Annotated in this window: 14 protein-coding genes and 1 pseudogene; 5 read left to right on the top strand and 10 right to left on the bottom strand. The window is 58.4% G+C overall.

The genetic code is table 11. From position 1 onward, the window contains the following. Positions 1-61 precede the first annotated feature (61 nt). The 3 genes from FX982_RS03710 to FX982_RS03700 all read right to left on the bottom strand — a co-directional run bounded on the left by FX982_RS03710 (position 62) and on the right by FX982_RS03700 (position 3577). Positions 62-961, bottom strand: a complete 900-nt coding sequence (locus tag FX982_RS03710) for an acyltransferase (RefSeq protein WP_122536158.1) — start codon at positions 959-961, stop codon at positions 62-64. Between the two features lie 80 nt (positions 962-1041). Next, entirely contained in the window at positions 1042-3135 is a 2094-nt protein-coding gene (gene pta, locus FX982_RS03705) for a phosphate acetyltransferase (RefSeq protein ID WP_172609687.1), read from the bottom strand. A gap of 94 nt (positions 3136-3229) precedes the next feature. Further along, a complete protein-coding gene (locus tag FX982_RS03700) occupies positions 3230-3577 on the bottom strand; it encodes a DUF3565 domain-containing protein (protein ID WP_172612971.1) in 348 nt (115 codons plus the stop codon). Here FX982_RS03700 and FX982_RS03695 point away from each other — a divergent pair. The 3 genes from FX982_RS03695 to FX982_RS03685 all read left to right on the top strand — a co-directional run bounded on the left by FX982_RS03695 (position 3560) and on the right by FX982_RS03685 (position 5870). Next, positions 3560-4045: an FKBP-type peptidyl-prolyl cis-trans isomerase gene (locus tag FX982_RS03695; protein ID WP_074884740.1), complete on the top strand. Its 486-nt coding sequence runs from the start codon at positions 3560-3562 to the stop codon at positions 4043-4045. The two genes, FX982_RS03700 and FX982_RS03695, sit on opposite strands and share 18 nt — an antisense overlap. A gap of 114 nt (positions 4046-4159) precedes the next feature. Beyond that, a complete protein-coding gene (locus FX982_RS03690) occupies positions 4160-4642 on the top strand; it encodes a glutathione peroxidase (RefSeq protein ID WP_122536156.1) in 483 nt (160 codons plus the stop codon). Positions 4643-4766: 124 nt separating this feature from the next. Beyond that, positions 4767-5870, top strand: coding sequence for an NADH:flavin oxidoreductase (locus FX982_RS03685; protein ID WP_172609686.1), 1104 nt, complete (start codon positions 4767-4769; stop codon positions 5868-5870). A 108-nt stretch (positions 5871-5978) separates the two neighbouring features. On the opposite strand, the gene FX982_RS03680 is transcribed toward FX982_RS03685, so the two are convergent. Next, entirely contained in the window at positions 5979-7157 is a 1179-nt protein-coding gene (locus FX982_RS03680) for a glycosyltransferase family 4 protein (protein WP_172609685.1), read from the bottom strand. A 143-nt stretch (positions 7158-7300) separates the two neighbouring features. Here FX982_RS03680 and FX982_RS03675 point away from each other — a divergent pair, with 143 nt between their 5' ends. Beyond that, positions 7301-7492, top strand: coding sequence for a hypothetical protein (locus tag FX982_RS03675; protein ID WP_172609684.1), 192 nt, complete (start codon positions 7301-7303; stop codon positions 7490-7492). Positions 7493-8117: 625 nt separating this feature from the next. Here FX982_RS03675 and FX982_RS03670 read toward each other — a convergent pair. The 6 genes and pseudogenes from FX982_RS03670 to cysZ all read right to left on the bottom strand — a co-directional run bounded on the left by FX982_RS03670 (position 8118) and on the right by cysZ (position 16058). Continuing rightward, positions 8118-9230 carry a hypothetical protein gene (locus tag FX982_RS03670; RefSeq protein WP_172609683.1) on the bottom strand — a complete coding sequence of 371 codons (1113 nt, stop codon included), beginning with the start codon at positions 9228-9230 and terminating at the stop codon, positions 8118-8120. A gap of 93 nt (positions 9231-9323) precedes the next feature. Next, positions 9324-9995 carry a DUF2931 family protein gene (locus FX982_RS03665; protein WP_172609682.1) on the bottom strand — a complete coding sequence of 224 codons (672 nt, stop codon included), beginning with the start codon at positions 9993-9995 and terminating at the stop codon, positions 9324-9326. Further along, positions 9988-10212 (bottom strand): hypothetical protein, encoded by a 225-nt coding sequence (locus tag FX982_RS03660; RefSeq protein ID WP_172609681.1) that lies wholly within the window; start codon positions 10210-10212, stop codon positions 9988-9990. The genes FX982_RS03665 and FX982_RS03660 overlap by 8 nt, the downstream gene beginning before the upstream one ends. A gap of 21 nt (positions 10213-10233) precedes the next feature. Then, on the bottom strand, positions 10234-10908 hold the full coding sequence (locus FX982_RS03655; RefSeq protein ID WP_172609680.1) for a DUF2931 family protein: 675 nt from the start codon (positions 10906-10908) through the stop codon (positions 10234-10236). A gap of 1669 nt (positions 10909-12577) precedes the next feature. Then, positions 12578-14914 (bottom strand): annotated as a pseudogene (locus FX982_RS24500) (type VI secretion system Vgr family protein); the annotation flags it as partial. A gap of 388 nt (positions 14915-15302) precedes the next feature. Next, positions 15303-16058: a sulfate transporter CysZ gene (gene cysZ / locus FX982_RS03645; protein WP_172609678.1), complete on the bottom strand. Its 756-nt coding sequence runs from the start codon at positions 16056-16058 to the stop codon at positions 15303-15305. Between the two features lie 385 nt (positions 16059-16443). Here cysZ and trxB point away from each other — a divergent pair, with 385 nt between their 5' ends. After that, positions 16444-17406: a thioredoxin-disulfide reductase gene (trxB, locus tag FX982_RS03640; RefSeq protein ID WP_122535273.1), complete on the top strand. Its 963-nt coding sequence runs from the start codon at positions 16444-16446 to the stop codon at positions 17404-17406. The last annotated feature ends 112 nt before the right edge of the window (positions 17407-17518 follow it).

The following is a 17518-nucleotide window of genomic DNA, read 5'->3' as shown; positions in this document are numbered from 1 at the left end:
ATGACGTGAAACTAAAACCCCGGCCAGTGAGCCGGGGTTTTTCGTTGAGGCCTACGACTACTCAGCCCGGATACCGCTCATGCATCTGCGCGAGCAACGCGTCCTTGTCTTCCCACAGCCGGTTGATCCACTGCTGAAACTCGAGGCGGTAGGCATCGTCCTGGTCGTAGCTTTTGCCAATGAACTGCGGCGGGATCTGCACTTCTTCGAAATGCGCGACCACTTCGCGAACGTTCCCGCAGAGCAAGTCCCAATACCCTGGGCGTCCGGCCGGATAATGAATGGTCACGTTGACGATGGACTCCAACTGCTCGCCCATGGCGTCCAGGACGAAGGCAATGCCACCTGCCTTGGGCTTCAACAGGTAACGGAATGGCGAGTTCTGCTGCGCATGTTTGGCTTCGGTGAAGCGCGTGCCTTCAACGAAGTTGAAAATGCCCACCGGGTTGTTGCGAAACTTCGCACAAGTGCGTCGGGTGGTGGCGAGGTCCTTGCCTTTCTTTTCCGGGTGCTTGGCCAGATAAGCCTTGCTGTAGCGCTTCATGAACGGAAAGCCCAGCGCCCACCAGGCGAGGCCAATCACCGGCACCCAGATCAGCTCCTGCTTGAGGAAAAACTTCAGCGGGCGGATGCGCCGGTTCAGCACGTACTGCAGCACCATGATGTCGACCCAGCTCTGGTGATTGCTCGTCACCAGATAAGAATGCTGATAGTCCAGGCTTTCCAGCCCGCTCAAATGCCAGCGGGTGTGACCGAGCAGGTCCATCCAGGCGTTGTTGTTGCTGATCCACGCTTCGTGGATGTGGCTCATCAGCCAGTCGGTGACCTTCTGCGCGGCCGGGAAGGGCAGGCACAGTTTGAAGATGGCAACGACGAAAAGAGGCGTGCAGCAGAGAATCGTATTGAGCGCCAACAGCAACGAGGCGATGACGCCGCGCAATGGGGCGGGCAGGAAATCCATCTGAATCGAACTCCGGTGTCAGTCAACCGCCGGTGGGTCCCGGCGGGGTTATTGTGGGCAAGCGATATTGCAGCGCAATGTTATTGCGGCAAGGTGGCCGCCTGAATCGCCGTTAGGGCAATGGTATAGACGATGTCGTCGACCTGAGCGCCGCGCGGCAGGTCATTGACCGGCTTGCGCAGGCCTTGCAGCATCGGGCCGAGGCTTACGCAGTCCGCACTGCGCTGCACCGCTTTGTAGGTCGTATTGCCGGTGTTCAGATCCGGAAACACGAACACGTTGGCGCGACCTGCCACCGGGCTGTCCGGTGCCAGTTGCCGGGCGACGTGCTCGTTGGCGGCGGCATCGTATTGCAACGGCCCGTCGATCAGCAGACCGCGCTGGGTTTCGCGCGCCAGTTGCGTGGCTTCGCGGACCTTTTCCACTTCCTCACCGCTGGCCGAGTTGCCGCTGGAATAGCTGATCATCGCCACCCGCGGCGACAGGCCGAACGCCACGGCCGAGTCCGCGCTCTGCACCGCGATCTCCGCCAGCTCGGTGGCCGTCGGGTGCGGGTTCATGATGCAGTCGCCATACACCAGCACCTGCTCCGGAAACAGCATGAAAAATACCGATGATACGAGGGTGCAGCCTGGTGCCGTCTTGATTAGCTGCAACGCAGGCCGAATGGTGTTGGCGGTCGAATGGATCACCCCCGACACCAGCCCGTCCACTTCGTCGAGGGCCAGCATCATGGTGCCGATCACCACCGGATCTTCCAGTTGCTGCTCGGCCATCGGCGCATTCAGGTTTTTGCTGCGGCGCAGATCGACCATCGGCGCGACGTAGCGCTCGCGGATCTGGTCCGGATCGAGAATCTCTAGGCCCGGCGGCAGCTCGATGCCGTGGGCGCGGGCCACGGCATTCACGTCATCGGGCTTGGCCAGCAGCACGCAACGGGCAATGCCGCGGGCCTGGCAAATCGCCGCCGCCTGGACGGTCAACGGCTCGGCGCCTTCGGGCAGCACAATGCGTTTGTTTGCCGCCTGGGCGCGCTGGATCAGTTGATAGCGGAACACCGCTGGCGACAGGCGCATCTCGCGGGGCGTGCCGCAGCGCTGATGCAGCCAGTTGGCGTCAAGGTGACTGGCGACGAAATCGGTGATGATCTCCGCACGTTCGCGGTCATCGATAGGGATTTCCTTGTTCAGCTGGTTGAGTTGCGTCGCGGTGTCGTACGAGCCGGTACTCACCGACAGCACGGGCAACCCGGCCTGCAGCGCGCCTCGGCACAGGTCCATGATGCGTGGATCGGGCAGGGTGTCGCTGGTCAGCAGCAGCCCAGCCAACGGCACGCCGTTGAGGGTCGCCAGGCTCACGGCCAGAATGATGTCATCGCGATCGCCCGGTGTAACGACCAGCACGCCCGGCTTGAGTAACTGCAGGGTGTTCAGCACTGTGCGGGCGCAGATGATGATCTTCGACATGCGCCGCTGTTCGTAGTCGCCAGCATTGATCACTTGCGCACCGAGCAGATCCGCCACGTCGCGGGTGCGCGGGGCGTTCAGGTCGGCCTGAAACGGAATGCAGCCGAGCAGGCGGAAATCACCGCTGCGCAACAGCGGCGAGTGTTCCTTGAGCCGCGCCGAAAACACTTCCATGCTCTCGTCGGTGCGTACTTTGTTGAGGATCACGCCGAGCACTTTCGGGTCTTTCGGGCCGCCGAACATCTGCGCCTGCAGCTCGACGCGGCCGGAGAGCTCGGTTAGTACTTCGTTTTCCGGTGCGGATACGAGAATGACTTCCGCATCCAGGGCCTTGGCCATGTGCAGGTTGACCCGGGCGGCATAGCTGGCGCTGCGTGTCGGGACCATGCCTTCGACGATCAGCACGTCGCGGCCAATCGATGCCTCTTGATACAGGTTGATGATTTCTTCAAGCAACTCGTCAAGCTGGCCTTCGCCGAGCATACGTTCAACGTGAGCCAGCCCCAGCGGCTTGGGCGGCTTGAGGCCGTGGGTGCGCGCGATCAGTTCAGTTGAACGCTCCGGGCCCAGATCCCCGGGATGCGGCTGAGCGATTGGCTTGAAAAAACCGACCTTGAGCCCGGCGCGCTCCAGGGTGCGCACCAGCCCCAGGCTGATGGACGTCAGGCCCACACCAAAATCTGTGGGCGCGATAAAGAAAGTCTGCATGCGGGCTTCTCGAAGATGAGCAGTGCAAGGGTCGTGGCGCTACGAATTCAGCCATCGGACCGGATAAATCAGGACGCTGTTCAGTCGCAGCGTCTCAACGGGGCCCAAGGTTATCGTTATCTGACCTCGACGCGCACCAGCCGCATTGAAAGGACTGGCCGATTTTTGCCTGGCGCTGCGCCGGATCCAGTACCCAGGCGCGGGATTGCCAGGGCGGGTCGTGGCGCAAATGCTGGGTGTGCCCGCAGGACAGCTCAACCACCCAGTGACCGTCCAGGTCCTGAACAAAGCCGGTAATGATCGAGCGGGGAGAGGGGGCTTTCGGGGATTCCAATCGGGGCCGTCCGTCTGAGTTGCGTTCGCTTTCGCGCGAGTGCTTGGTTAGACTTGGCCGCTCATATCTATTTGCAAAAGGTCTCGCCCCATGCCGATCGCCGCCAATAAGGCTGTCTCCATCGACTATACCCTGACCAATGACGCTGGTGAGGTCATCGACAGTTCTGCCGGCGGCGCGCCGCTGGTTTACCTGCAAGGTGCAGGCAATATCATCCCGGGTCTGGAAAAGGCGCTGGATGGCAAGGAAGTCGGCGACGAACTGAAAGTGGCCATCGAGCCTGAAGATGCGTACGGCGAATACTCCGCCGAGCTGGTCAGCACCCTCAATCGCAGCATGTTCGAAGGTGTCGACGAGCTCGAAGTCGGCATGCAGTTTCACGCTTCCGCCCCGGATGGCCAGATGCAGATCGTGACCATCCGCGATCTGGACGGCGACGACGTTACTGTCGACGGTAACCACCCGCTGGCTGGTCAACGATTGAACTTCGACGTGAAGATCGTTGCCATCCGTGATGCCAGCGAAGAAGAAATGGCCCACGGTCACGTGCACGGCGAAGGTGGTCATCACCACTGATTGTCCTGCTAAGCTGAGTGAGCTGGCCAGGCGTCCTAGCGGTCTTGTGAAAACATCTGTTTTTGCGGTCTGACAGGGCGCTTTTTGCGGCCTAGGATTTCCAGGGGAGTTTTCATGAGTGTATTTCACGAGCTGAAGTTGAAGGCTCTGGATGGTCAGGAGCTGCCCCTCGCCCCGCTCAAGGGCAAAGTGGTTCTGGTGGTCAACGTCGCGTCAAAGTGTGGCCTCACGCCGCAATACGCTGCGCTGGAAACCCTTTATCAGAAATACAAAGATCAGGGCTTCAGCGTCCTCGGGCTGCCGTGCAATCAGTTCGCCGGTCAGGAGCCTGGAAGTCAGGAAGAGATTCAGACGTTCTGTTCGCTCAACTACGGCGTGACCTTTCCGCTGGGCGACAAGCTTGAAGTCAATGGACCGCACCGCCATCGGCTGTATCAGATGCTCGCGGGCGAAGGCGCCGAGTTTCCTGGCGACATCACCTGGAATTTCGAGAAGTTCCTCGTCGGAAAGGACGGCCGCGTTCTGGCACGCTTCTCACCCAGTACGCTTCCGGATGACGCCAAAGTGGTGAGTGCGATCGAGAAGGCACTGCCCTAGTATTTCAATTCGCTGTCCTTCTTCTGAGCCTTAATCACTCCAGTCAATAGTGCTTCGTATCCCCTGCGCTTCGGCTCATTCTGTATGACCTTCATCATATTTCCAGAATGCCGAGGACGCCTGCATGCCTGTTCAAGCCTTGTTCAAACCCTTCCAGATGGGCAGCCTCGCGTTACCGACGCGCATCGTCATGGCGCCGATGACCCGCTCGTTTTCACCGGGCGGCGTACCCAATTCCAAAGTCATCGAGTACTACCGTCGTCGTGCGTCCGCGGGCGTAGGCTTGATCATCACCGAAGGCACGACGGTGGGGCACAAGGCCTCGAATGGCTACCCCAACGTGCCGCAGTTCTTTGGCGAAGCGGCGCTGGAGGGCTGGCGCAAAGTCGTTGAAGCGGTTCACGCAGAAGGCGGCAAGATCGTGCCGCAACTCTGGCACGTGGGCGCTGTGCGCCGTCTGGGCACAGAGCCCGACGGCACGGTGCCGGCCTATGGCCCGACCGAGAAGCTAAAAGACGGCAACGTTGTGGTTCACGGCATGAGCAAGCAAGACATCGACGAGGTCATTGCAGCGTTCGCTCAGGCGGCGACAGACGCGAAAGCCATCGGCATGGACGGCGTCGAGATCCATGGCGCCCATGGTTATCTGGTCGATCAGTTCTTCTGGGAAGGCACCAATCAGCGTACCGACGAATACGGCGGTGACCTCGCGCACCGTTCACGCTTTGCCATCGAACTGATCCGGGCCGTGCGAGCAGCAGTAGGTCCGGATTATCCGATCATCTTTCGTTACTCGCAGTGGAAGCAGCAGGATTACAGCGCACGGCTGGTGCAAACGGTGGAAGAGCTCGACGCGTTCCTCAGACCGCTGTCCGACGCAGGCGTGGACATCTTCCATTGCTCGACGCGACGTTTCTGGGAGCCTGAGTTTGAAGGATCTGACCTGAACCTGGCCGGATGGACGCGCAAGCTCACCGGTAAACCGACCATCACGGTCGGCAGCGTCGGACTCGACGGAGAATTTTTGCAATTCATGGTCAACACCGACAAAGTCGCCCAGCCCGCGAGCCTGGAAAATCTGCTCAAGCGCTTGCGCAACGAGGAGTTCGATCTGGTCGCAGTCGGCCGCGCCCTGCTGGTCGACCCGGACTGGGCGTTGAAAGTGAAGGAAGGCCGCGAGCACGACATTTTGCCGTTCAGCCGTGAAGCGCTGGGCCGATTGGAGTGAAGGAAAGGGACTGATTTATTTAAAGGAAAGGTAAAGGAAAGGGACTGATTTATTTACAGCGCTTCACCGTAAATTAATCTGTCCCTGACTGCACACATCGCTGGGTCGCTACTGTCCCGTTCCCACCCCCAAAACCACCCCATCCCGCGTCTCGCTCGCTGCCCGCAAATAACTCTCGAATGAGTCGATGATCCCGGCCCATCCCTGACGACTTGCGTGTTGCCGGGCATTCAGCCTGACCCGGCGCAACGTCTCGTCATCCTCCAGCATCCACCGCGCGGCATCGACGAAGCCGTCTTCATCCCCAGGCATCGCTACCGCGCCGTTATGGCCGTGGCGAATGTGCTGGGCCGCCGCCGCTTCGTCATAGGCGATCACCCCCAGCCCTGATGCCAACGCTTCCAGCACCACGTTGCCGAAGGTTTCAGTCAGGCTCGGAAACAGAAACAAATCACTCGACGCATAATGCGCCGCCAGCGCATCCCCGCGCTGGGTGCCGCAGAAAATAGCGTTCGGGAGCTGACGCTGCAGCGTTGGCCTTACCGGTCCGTCGCCGACAATCACCAGCCGCAGGTTTTTCTCGGGATAGGTGCTGACCAAGCCGTCAAAGGTGGTCTTCAGCAGGCCGAGGTTTTTCTCCGCCGCCAGCCGTCCGACATGCAGAACTGCCGTATCGCCTGGTTCAAGGCCCCAACTCTCACGCAGCGCACTTGAGCGCTTCGACGGGTGAAACAATTGACAGTCAACACCCCGCGACAACAGCTCCAGTCGCTCGAAGCCTCGGCGTTCGAGTTCGGTTTTCTGCGTGAAGCTGGGCACGAGGGTGGCGTTTGAGCGGTTATGAAACCAGCGCAGATAAGTCGTCAGCAGGCGCGTGATGAAACTCAGCCCGTACTGCCGCGTGTATTGCTGAAAGTTGGTGTGAAACCCGCTGACGATGGCAATCCCCAGTCGCCGCGCGGCACGCAGCGCCGAAAGACCAAGCGGTCCTTCTGTCGCGATATACAGCACATCCGGGCGATTGCGCTGCCAGCGGCGCAGCAGCTTGTGCATCGACGACTGCCCCCACTGCAGCCCGGGATATCCCGGAATCGGCCAGCCGCGGCACAGCATCAAATCTTCCCCGGCCGCGCGCATTTCATCATCGCTCTGCCGCGGCCGAATCACCTCAACCCGATGCCCCCGCAGACGCAGCCCGTCGCACAAACGGCTGAGCGTATTGGCCACGCCGTTTATTTCAGGTGCATACGTCTCGGTGATCAGGGTAATGCGCAGGGATTTACTCATGAGATCAGTTTCTGAGCGGGTCGTTGCGCTTGTGTGGCGGTTGAGTGATGGATTTGTGACTGCACATGGCTTGCTGGGATTTGGCAGTAGCCTCGTCCGAACCTGACCGGTTGTTACGGCACTCGCCCCGATCAGGTTTGAGGATGACTGCGCAGACCAAGGGTGCATTATCCGCCAACGGTGAAGGGCACAAGCCGCGACTCACCGATGCGCTCGAAGGCAGCCGGTTCTGGCACGTAGTGCGTCTGCACTGGGTTCAGGCTAGTCAGTTGCAGGTGCGAACGGGGTTCAGCGGGCTTGGCAAGGTTCGCAGATTCAGCCTTGAGGGTTTGTGAAACGAACGGCTGAGTCGCCTGCGCCAGTGCTTGCATGAACGCGGGGGCGTGGGGTTCCGGCTTCTTCTGTCGGTCCATCACAAACGACGCAAGATGAGCGGTGGTTTTAAGCGGTGTTGATTCCGGCGCTCGCCCCGTCACTTGTCGTGTTTGTCCATGGCATTGCAGCAGGCTCGGGCGGTGGCGCTTCGGCAGGCCTTGGGCTTATCCCGCTAGCGATATCCGTCATTTCGACGTTCGCACAGTTCCTGATCATGCTCAGAGTGCAGTCGTTCATTAACCAGCTAAACCGAGACGCCGAAGGAAGTTGCAAGTGCGGTTCCACCTTCGGCGAAGGCGTATGGGCGATGCTGGGCTTAATGTGCTGGGTAGTTGTGATAACTATCGTTGTCATGATTGAAGCTATCAGAATGTATTTTTCCGGCCATGGCCTGTAGCCGTATGAGCGAGTGGATGCACTTATAGAACCTGCGTTTTACACAAAAAAGGCCTCACTCGAGGCCTTTTCTCTTCATCAGCGAATCCGTTCTGCCAGCGTCTCCGCCCCACGCTCCCTCACCCAAAACAACGTCTCCCTGGCCACCGCCGCAGCTTTATGTGTAGCGTGCTAGCAGGTCGCGCTGGGTCATCCAGGCCGGAAGCAACCTGTGCTGCCGCCTATCTCCAAAGAGAGGCAGCCGGGCGTGACGTCTAGTTGCAGATACTGAAACAGATCCGATAACTCTCCGTATGCCGGGTTGGGCTTGGCGTCCCACTCTACGATTAGCCACCTCGCCTCCGGGGTAACCTCAAACCACTCAATGGCTTCGGTCGCCCCCTCCATCCGCACGCCAACTTTTTCCAGTTGTTTGTTGGCCTGGTAGGGCAGGGCTATCCTTTCTTGAGTCGAATCCGTCCAGACACTCGATACGGTCGATCCGTCCTTGAATTGCCAATACACCGTCATCGGCTTAATGGGAGGCGGCTTCATCGGATCGTAATGAAAGACTTCGACCAGGTAGTGAGTGTCGATTTGCTGAGCGTCTTGCTCTTCGAGTCTTCGATGGGCCTCAGCTAACGTGAACTCATCAGGTTCTGTGTAAGTGATCGGCTGGTTCGTTGGTTTTTTCCACCAAAAATTAAACATCTGACTACTGGGTGATACGTCAAACCAGCGTGTTGGGGCGGCGATTTGAGAAGTGCTGAGCCCTATTTTTGTTATTGTTCTGTTGGGGGCATAGTGAAGCATTGCACGGGACGATGGGTCAGCTGTGAGCTTTATAGAGGCAGCGGGGCCATGGTCAAATTGGAAGTGAACGAACTCCGGCTTGATGCGAGGAGGCTCACGGTAACGAGCGTAACGCATTTCCAAAATGTAGTGACTCGTCCAGAAATCCAATGAAGAGTATTTATTCTGGATGGCGTATTCCAAGAGTGCATCCCTGGGCCGCTCCCTGAATGAGTCGAAGGCAAGCTCATGAGCGGGTCGAAGAGTGGGTTCGCTTTCTAACGTCAGGACGTCGTCCTCGACATACCATTTCCCTTTCGCATAGCCACTGGCACTTCCATATTCGACTCCCGCCGTAAATGTGCCGTCTTTTTCCAGCTGCAGTCCAGCCGCCATTTCCATCACGCCGTACAGGTAATATCGTCCTTCCAAAGCGTGGGTTTCGGCGCGAGTGCACGTCGTGATTACCCATAAGAGAACGACAAGGCAGAATTTGGAATTGGAACTGTCCGTTAACTTGAATAAATTCATAACATCCCTTTCATATGTCGCGACTCAAACGCGGAGAAGAATTCTTTGAATGACTGGCCATCGATTTTGGTAACTGAATATCAGAGCGACTATTCACCACGAACCATATGGAATGCCGAATTTCTCAACATAGGCTTTGGACTCAGCCGATGGCTGAACAAACTTGCCACCAGATAGGCCGTCACTTGGCCCGGTCGGATCGACCTTGGCCTGCACCCTTGTCACTTCAATGGGAGACAAGCAGGGGCCTGTTACCCAAACTTTGACAATGCCGCCCGGTGCCAGGCCGATGACGATGGCTTTGCGGTAATCGGTGATCCATTTCGCGTCGAAGCGACAAAATGTTTTTTCGCCCCTGCGCATAATCTCTCGGGTTGATTCGGGGATGTCGATGCGCGCGTGATAGATCTGTGGTTCAACCAGCGATTGCCAGCGAACATACATCTCTTTAGGAAGGTCAGCTTTGAGATATTTACCTTTGCCCCATCCCACGCGCTCGGGCCAGCCTTTGGGATCGCCTTTGAATTTTTCTGGTATCCCCTTGCTTCGCGCCCGTGGATAGCCAATGGACGGTACGCCTCTGGCTGCCTCAAAGCTGACATAACCGCTGATGTCCAGGACATTGACTGTTTCAATCCAGGCCTCCATATAATCGGGGGTAAATACACCTAGGCGCCACGCGTTGTATGGCATTGAACGACTGTTTGCGTTAGTGCAGCCAGTGAGCAGCATCAAGGACAGGGCGAGCGACAAAAGCTTATTCATTGGGATGCACCATGCGCAGACCGTTGTCACCTAGGCGGTTGATGACCACGATATCGAATTTACTGTTCGAGTCATTGGCCGGATTCCAGTGGGAGGAGAGCTGGACATAGCGTTGATAGAGCAATGTCTCTTCGGTCGGACCCAATGCGTAGGCGTTGGACTTCCCTAACCCGTAAGCGGTGACCTCGTCTGCAACGGGCAGTAGTCCATCCGGCAATGAACACCTTCATTTAATTCCTCACCACGAACCATATGGAATGCCGAATTTCTCAACATAGGCTTTGGACTCAGCCGATGGCTGAACGAACTTGCCACCCGATAAGCCGTCACTTGGCCCGGTCGGGTCTATCTTGGCCTGCACCCTTGTCACTTCAATGGGAGACAAACAGGGGCCTGTTACCCAAACTTTTACAATGCCGCCCGGTGCCAGGCCGATGACGATGGCTTTGCGGTAATCGATGATCCATTTCGCGTCGAAGCGACAAAATGTTTTTTCGCCCCTGCGCATAATCTCTCGGGTTGATTCGGGGATGTCGATGCGCGCGTGGTAGATCTGTGGTTCGAGCAGTGATTGCCAGCGGATATAGAGTTCTTTGGGTAGATCCGCCCGCTTGACGTATTTCCCAGCGCCCCATCCGGGTCGTTCTGGCCATCCCTTCGGATCGCCCTTGAACACTTCGGGAATCCCTTTGCTAAAAGCGCGGGGATACGTCATTGAGGGTATCCCCCTGCCTGCTTCAAAAATCACATAACCGCTGTTATCCAACACATTGGCTGTCTCAATCCAGACCTCCATGTAATCGGGAGCGAAGAAGCCAAGGCGCCATGCGCCATATGGCATTGACCGGCTGCTAGCAGTCGTGCAACTGGTGAGCAGCAGCATCAGTACGACGCCTAGTGCGTGCTTATTCATTGTGATGCACCGTTCACAGGTAGTTTTCATCAGACCGGTTGATGACCACGGTATCGAATTTACTGTTCCAGTCATTGGCCGGATTCCAGTGGAAGGAAAGGTGGACATAGCGTTGATAGAGCAATGTCTCTTCGGCCGGGCTTAAACCGTAGGAACCGGATTTTCCCAACGCATAAGCCATAAGTTTTTCGTGGATGGGCAGGAGCTCAGAAGGCAAGGCAAGGCGTTTATCCTCGTTTGGGACTTCTCGAAACGGCACGCCATGTTGCACCGCCAGCTCACGCATGATGCGCAGATACACAAGCGCCAGATCGTTGCGCACTTCCCGCTGACTGCTCACTGCGGCATAAACGCGTTTAGTGTGAGAGACATCGCCTTTGGCGTTGTTGGCGACGTCGACATGCCAGGTGCGGATTTCCAGCGGCAGGGTGTAGTTGGCGTAGATCGCTTCAACCTGTTGCAAGTCTTGCTGGGTGAGTTGATAACTGACAGCGCTGTGGTTAGGTGCGGTTTTAGCGATTTCGTTGTTGCGAGGCTTGCTCAGCATCACGCGCTCGACCATGTCGGGCAGATATCCGCCGCCCAGATCGGAGTGCACGCCGGGGAGAAGAATCTCGGCACCGCTCGCCTTATTTAGCGAAAAGTTATAGCGGCGTTCGTCTTTGGCAACGAGGTGTACAACCTTTCGCGCAGTACCCGGCGCCAGCCGAATATCGATGCCGGGATTGATGGCGTTATTACCGCTGAAGTCTCCGTGCATCCAGTCAGCAATGGCGGCCACGGTGTCAAAAATGCCGATGTAGTTGATGCAGAAATCTGTTTGAGGCCGCCAGGCAAAACTGTCTCCCAAGCCCGGTGTTCCGGCTGGGATGGCTTTGGCGACCACGCTGCCTTTTCCCTTTAGTACTTCATTCGCAAAATCCCTTGCCGCCGCCGCGCCGCGACTGAATCCGAAGATGTCGAATTCGATTCGCTTTATGCGCTTATCAGGATTGTTCTGCTGAAACCTCTGAAGGATTTCAAGAAGCAGCCCGGGACTCTCCTCGACGCGGGCTCTGACCCCTTGCGCGCCGAGCCCGGTGGCTTGGGAATACAGCGAGTCGCCTTGCGTACTACTGGTGCCGATGCCTTCGACATAGACTCGAAGTGCGGCCTCTGTCTCCTCATCTGGAATTTGCTTGTCGCTGTCGTCTCTGTAGAGCTCAAACAGCTTCGCCACATTGCTGCTGTCATTCCCGAAACTGTCGTCCGGTGCGCCGCCATTGCCATCAAAGCCGTGCTTCTGGCAGAACGCGACGATGTCAGGCGCTGCCTCTGCGAGATTCACGTCACGGGCATAGCAAGCGCGTGCTTTTTCACTGTTGTCCCGGTTGTTACCCGTGCCATCGAAGAACATGCCGATGCGCAGCGTAATCAACTGCTCCAGTTCAACCTCTTCCTCTTCTTCCTCCTCCAGTTCAGGTGTGGGACGCGGCTTCAGCCTTTCTTCGGACTGCGGAAAGTCGATCGCGATGTTTCCAGGCAACATCGTGTGGACGGGCATGGTCTTGCCGTCCTTGTCGGTCACGCCGTTGAACACTTCGCCGTTCTGCGTGGTGATCCGGTAACGGACGAAACGGGCGGCGGCCTGTTGCGCGTCGACCAGGGTGTACCCCGCCCCATAGCCATAAGGTATTGGCGTCACCGGTGTCGTAAGCGTGGTGGCACCGCCCTTTAGCACGTAAACGGCACGGTGATAGATATTCCCCGGCGCGCCCAGCTCGATCTCGCCATCTTTGATGCGGATGAAGGCGCCGCCGCAATTCAGGAGAAGCTCTTCCGGGGCGCTGATTTCGATCCGGCCGGCCAGGCTTTCAATCTTGATGTCGTCTTGGGCGAGCGCGTGCAGTGCGGCACTTTGGGCGTGAAGCTGAACGTCGCCCTGAACCGCTTTGAGTTGCAAACCCTTGGTGACGGCGCACAGGCTGATCGCACCTTCGGCGGTGCCGGTGATGTTGCGTCCGGCGCTGAGGTCGGTTGAGCGTGACGAGGTGATGGCGACGCTTTCACGACCGGAGGACACGCAGATGGCCTCGGGGCTGACCATGCCGATGCCGGCCGGCGCGTGCAGCAGAAGACCGGGCTCGGAGAGATTGGTGAGCGCATCGTTCAGTTGCGTTTGGCCGCTTGTATCGGCGGGAATGGCGCCCGCACTTCTCGCGGCCTGGGCCATGGTGCGGGCCAGGGAAAGCGCGGTTTCAAGCTGGTCGATTGCAGCGTCCATGTCCAGCTGCTGACCGTGCGCCTTGCTCTGTTCATCCGCACTGATAAACAGCCCGCTTCCCGCTCGAATCGCGCCCCAGCCATCCGTGCGCAACTCAAACCCTTCGCCGCGCTTGTCCTTCTCGTTATCGACCAGATGCCCAAGGTTTAGCTGGCTCTTGCCGCTGTGTTCGGTGCTGAGTTTGATATGTTCCTTACCGCGGTCGTCCTCCATCCGCAGCTTGTTATTGGCCGGAGTACGCAGCACGTTGCGTTTGTAATCGCTGCGCAGCAGCGTCACATGGTCGGGGTGTCGGCTGTCATGGAGGGCATGGGCGATGTAGGGCCGATCCGGGTCGCCTTGCTCAAACGCGATGGCTACTTCGGTGCCGCAGATCAGCGGCAGGTGCAGCCCGTGGGTATCCCCGGCATAGGGACGGGCCAGCCGCAGCCACAGACTTTCCTCACCGAGTTTCCAGCTATCGCGGTCGAACAGAAAGCTGACCTTGTAACGACCTTCGCTGTCGATGTGGCTGTAGGGATCGTTGGCCAGCGAACTGGTCACGCGCGCTGGCACAGTGCCCGCTATCTCAGGCTTGGCTAGCAACGGCGGCCGAAAACACACGCTCTCGGAATAGGGAATCGCTTCAAAGGTCAGCTCGAAACTGCGATCCCGCGCTGCACGCAGCTGCAATCGCGTGATCACAGCACCCGGCTCAAACGCCTGAGGCGCATCACCGGAAATCGCCAGCACCTGCGCCAATCCCAACGAAGCGCTGCTGCTGAGACCACTCAGGCGAGTCTGGTCATTCAGATACCGCTCATGCCGCAGCCGACCATAGAAAAACCCGCTTTCCCCCAGCAGATCCTCGTCCTGATCCAGCTTGTCGCCCAAGGCCTTATATGGCTCGGCATAGTGATACGCCTCGCCATAAGTGGTCGGGTCACCCCGGGTCTGATCAACATCCCCATCCAGCCAAGCACTGGCATCCCGATGGTGATAAGCCCGAAAGTGAACGCTCTGCTCCACCACCTCATGACTGACCTGCAGCCCCCAAACCCCATCCTGCCCGCTGCTGCCCAACCCCGACTGCGGCCGAAACGGCAAGCTCACCCGAGGCCTGACGTAATGACGCTGATCATCATGAAACTCGACCACCGCGATACCCAGTCGCTCGTCATTACTAAAGCGATACCAGATCCCCACCTCGGCCAACAGCCGCGAAATAAACGCCAGATCGCTCTCGCCGTACTGCATCACCTGCTCGCGCTTCGGATACTCCCGCACCAGCGTGAATAGAAAATCCTGCCCCTCAAAATCATGCCGCGTGCGTAAAATGCTCTCGACAATCTGCGGCACCGACTGATGCTGATAAATCCGGAACTGCCGCCCGCGACCCAGCAACGCCAAGCGCGGTTCCAGCGTCACTTCATAGCGCGCCTCGTCAGCGGAACCGGACAGCCGCTTGAAGCCGGTGATGACCCCATGCAACGTCCGCAACGCTTCAACCCGAGGCACCGGCAAGCCACGAATCGCAACAGGCAACGTATGTGCCGCAGCATGCAGGCTGAACTGAGCGGTCTTCCCCAGCATCCGCTCGGCGCCGATGTCCGGCTCGACGGAGGTAAACTCCACGCGATAAAGAAACGGCTGACTCAGCCGTTCCTCGCCCTCGAAGGCCAAGACGTCGAGCGCAAAGGGCAAACGATGAACAACAAGCTTATGGCGACTGTGATCGAAGAAAGGCGGCAATACGGTGAGCATGAATGAGCGTCCATGGCAGGAGAATGCGCCCCCGACCGGTCCATAAAGAACCGATCAACTCATCCATGACAGGGGCTGAAGCGGGCGAAGATGAGGCATTCCTCACCGTCATTCCATAGGCAAAACACGAACGGGACGCGTCCTAATGGAGATCAGGAAATGCCCTACACAGATCGCAAGGGGAAAGGCGTTTGAGCCGCCCGACGCTCCCGGCTGAAGGCGGAAGCAGAGTTGTGCAGTTTGATGTGGCGCGAGCCAGCTTGCCCGAAACGGGCTGCTCAAAATACGTCGAATAGTCGGCAGCAACCTTGGATTTCCAGAGCGCTGATCGACTCTTTTAAAAAAACGTGAGTATAAAAAAGGCCTCAATCGAGGCCTTTTCTACAAATCAGCGAATCCGCTCTGCCAGCGTCTCCGCCCCACGCTCCCTCACCCAGAACAACGTTGCCCCCGCCACCGCCGCCGGCATCATCAGAATGTTGACCACTGGAATCAGCAGCACCAGATACACAATCCCGCCGAAACTCATGCTCTGCCATCGCTTGGCGCGCAGCCAGGCGAGCATGTCTTGCCAGCTCATTTTGTGGTTGTCGGCGGGGTAGTCGATGTACTGGATGGCCATCATCCACACCCCAAACATTAGCCACAGCGGCGCGGCGACGAGGTTCACCACGGGAATCCACGAAAGGATGAACAGGCCCACGGCACGCGGGAGGAAATAGCCCAGTTTGCGCATCTCCCGGCTCAAAGTGCGCGGGACCATTTCCACCAGCTCGCCCCAACTGAACGCGGGAAAATCATCCGTCCCGCGCAGGACTACTTCTACCTTTTCAGCGAGAAAGCCATTAAACGGCGCGGCGATGATGTTGGCGATCATGGTGAAGGTGAAGAAAACCATGAGCGCGACAAGCACCACGAACAACGGCCACAGGATGTAGTTGAGAAAGCTGAGCCAGCCGGGGAGGGTGGGCATGAAGGAGTCGACCCACAACCTGAATTCGTGGCCGGCGAAGTAAATCATGGCGCTGAACAGCACCAGGTTGATCGCCAGCGGCAGCAGGACGAACAGGCGCAGACCGGGGCTCAGGACCAGTTTCAGGCCTTCGCGCAGGTATTGCGGGCCAGACAGGACGGGTGCAGGCATGTGTGCCTCCAGGCAGTGATATCGCGCCGACCTTACCGGCTTTGCTACGACGGCGGAAGCGCCGCCGTGGGTGAGACATTCGCTGAAACAATCGCGCAGCGGTAAAGTCTATGCAGGACTGCATGCGCAAAGGGGAGGATGAGGATAGGGCTGGCCTATGAGCTGGATTGTGAAACGATATTTCCTTAATCTTCTCCGCCCCGATAAGCTTGCGGCCAACTTTCACCGTTGCTGTGCCCCGAGTGGCAGCTTCTCGTTTTCAGGATCGTCGTGCGCCCCGTGTAGCCACAGGCGCCCGTCAGTCCCAACCCTCTCAACCGGCACGCCGGTTCAGACCCAGTGACTCCGACCACGCGTAACGATGGCCGGTCAATAGGAGTGTGTCATGTCTGATGTACGTCATTCGCGAGTGATTATTCTCGGCTCCGGCCCTGCCGGTTACAGCGCTGCAGTCTATGCCGCGCGCGCCAACCTCAAGCCGTTGCTGATCACCGGGATGCAGGCGGGTGGTCAGTTGACCACCACTACCGAAGTCGACAATTGGCCGGGCGACCCCCATGGCCTGACCGGCCCGGCGTTGATGGAGCGTATGCGTGAACACGCCGAGCGTTTCGAGACCGAGATCGTGTTCGATCACATCAATGCGGTCGATCTGGCCGGTAAGCCGTTCAGCCTGAAAGGCGACAACGCGACTTACACCTGCGACGCGCTGATCATCGCCACCGGCGCCAGCGCCCGTTATCTGGGTCTGCCGTCCGAAGAAGCGTTCATGGGCAAGGGCGTGTCGGCCTGCGCGACCTGCGACGGTTTCTTCTATCGCAACAAGCCGGTCGCCGTGGTCGGCGGCGGCAACACTGCCGTCGAGGAAGCCCTCTATCTGGCCAACATCGCCAGCAAGGTCACCCTGGTTCACCGTCGCGATACCTTCCGCGCCGAGAAGATTCTCATTGATAAGCTGCATGCACGTGTCGCCGAGGGCAAGATCGAGCTCAAACTCAACGCTACCCTGGACGAAGTCCTGGGCGACAACATGGGCGTGACCGGTGCGCGCTTGAAGAACAACGACGGCAGCTATTCCGAAGTGACCGTCGACGGCGTGTTCATCGCCATCGGCCACACGCCGAATACCAGCCTGTTTGACGGTCAGCTGGCGTTGAAAGACGGCTACATGGTCGTTCAAGGCGGTCGCGAAGGTAATGCGACGGCCACCAGCGTTGATGGTGTTTTCGCTGCCGGCGACGTGGCGGATCACGTCTACCGTCAGGCCATCACCTCGGCTGGTGCAGGCTGCATGGCTGCACTGGACGTCGAGCGCTACCTGGACGGCCTGGCGAACGTTTCGTTCTGACCTGATCTTCAGCTGCAAAAAAACCGGCTCACTGAGCCGGTTTTTTTATGTGTGCCGAGCAGGCGCTCATCGAACCTGAAAACGCCGCAGATGTTCTGCCGACGCACGAACT

Origin of the sequence: Pseudomonas graminis, from assembly GCF_013201545.1 — a bacterium.
Lineage (GTDB): Bacteria > Pseudomonadota > Gammaproteobacteria > Pseudomonadales > Pseudomonadaceae > Aquipseudomonas.
Note: the sequence above shows the minus strand (reverse complement) of the source record. Positions and strands in the feature narration are given on the sequence as shown.